Below are 1,582 nucleotides of genomic sequence, written 5' to 3'. Positions count from 1 at the left end.
GTGTGAGGTCAGCGCCAGCTGTGCGGGGCGCGGAAACCCGGCTCGCGTTCGAGGCGGCGCCAGCCGGCCCTGGCGCGGCCGCGGTGGGTCCGGGCCCCGGAGGTGGGGCGGGTGGCCGCGCGGGCGAGGAGGATCGCCGTGATGGCGGCGACTTCCTCGGGCTCCGCGTGGCCCTTCTCGACACGGATGTCAGGTGTGCTCATGGGTGTCAGTCTCCCTGGGAGAGAGGTCCGCGGGGTTGCCGCGGCGGGTCCGCCGGTTTACTGCGGCGGGTTGCCGTGCTTACGGGAGGGCAGGTCGGCGTGCTTGCTCTGGAGCATCGCCAGGGACCGGATCAGCACCTCGCGGGTCTCGGCGGGGTCGATGACGTCGTCGACCAGACCGCGTTCGGCCGCGTAGTAGGGGTGCATCAGCTCGGCCTTGTACTCCTTGACCATGCGCGCCCGCATGGCGTCCGGGTCCTCGGCGCCGGCGATCTGGCGGCGGAAGATGACGTTGGCCGCGCCCTCCGCGCCCATCACGGCGATCTCGTTGGTGGGCCAGGCGTAGGTGAGGTCGGCGCCGATGGACTGGCTGTCCATGACGATGTACGCGCCGCCGTACGCCTTGCGCAGGATCAGCGAGATCCTCGGCACGGTGGCGTTGCAGTAGGCGTAGAGCAGTTTGGCGCCGTGGCGGATGATGCCGCCGTGCTCCTGGTCGACGCCCGGGAGGAAGCCGGGGACGTCCAGGAAGGTGAGGATCGGGATGTTGAAGGCGTCGCACATCTGCACGAAGCGGGCGGCCTTCTCGGACGCCTCGATGTCGAGCACGCCCGCCAGCGTCTGGGGCTGGTTGGCGACGATGCCGACGACCTGGCCGTCCATCCGGGCCAGCGCGCAGATGATGTTGCGCGCCCAGCGCTCGTGGACCTCGAGGTACTCGCCGTCGTCGACGATCTCCTCGATGACCTTGGTCATGTCGTACGGGCGGTTGCCGTCGGCCGGGACCAGGTCCAGCAGGCTCTCGCCGCGGCGCTCCGCGGGGTCGGCGCTCTCGGCCCGCGGGGGGGTCTCGCGGTTGTTCTGCGGGAGCAGCGAGAGGAGGTAGCGCACCTCGGCGATGCACGTCTCCTCGTCGTCGTAGGCGAAGTGGCAGACACCGCTGGTCTCGGCGTGCACGTCCGCGCCGCCCAGGCCGTTCTGGGTGATCTCCTCACCGGTGACGGCCTTGACCACGTCCGGGCCGGTGATGAACATCTGGGAGGTCTCGCGGACCATGAACACGAAGTCCGTCAGGGCGGGGCTGTAGGCCGCGCCGCCCGCACACGGGCCGAGCATCACGCTGATCTGCGGGATGACGCCGGACGCCTTGGTGTTGCGCTGGAAGATGCCCCCGTAGCCGGCGAGCGCCGAGACGCCCTCCTGGATACGGGCGCCCGCGCCGTCGTTGAGGGAGACCAGCGGCGCACCCGCCGCGATGGCCATGTCCATGATCTTGTGGATCTTGGTGGCGTGGGCCTCGCCCAGCGCACCGCCGAAGATCCGGAAGTCATGGGCGTAGACGAAGACCGTACGGTCCTCCACCGTGCCCCAGCCGGTGA

At 70.3% G+C, this 1,582-nt stretch carries 2 protein-coding genes; both read right to left on the bottom strand.

Annotated elements, in window-relative coordinates; all coding sequences use genetic code 11:
• Positions 1-8: 8 nt before the first annotated feature.
• The gene (locus tag AB0I73_RS41230) at positions 9-203 is read right to left on the bottom strand and encodes an acyl-CoA carboxylase subunit epsilon (protein ID WP_363045504.1); all 195 of its coding nucleotides are present in this window, start codon (positions 201-203) and stop codon (positions 9-11) included.
• 57 nt (positions 204-260) lie between these two features.
• On the bottom strand, positions 261-1,582 hold a 1,322-nt coding region (locus AB0I73_RS41225), incomplete at its 5' end, for an acyl-CoA carboxylase subunit beta (protein WP_363045503.1).

The organism is Streptomyces sp. NPDC050388, from assembly GCF_040655635.1.
In the GTDB taxonomy this organism is placed as follows: domain Bacteria; phylum Actinomycetota; class Actinomycetes; order Streptomycetales; family Streptomycetaceae; genus Streptomyces.
This window is presented reverse-complemented; position numbering and strand designations above follow the sequence as displayed.

What these genes read in the sequence shown, in the direction of transcription:
- AB0I73_RS41230 (WP_363045504.1), bottom strand. Translation starts at nt 203, where the DNA reads ATGAGCACACCTGACATCCGTGTCGAGAAGGGCCACGCGGAGCCCGAG.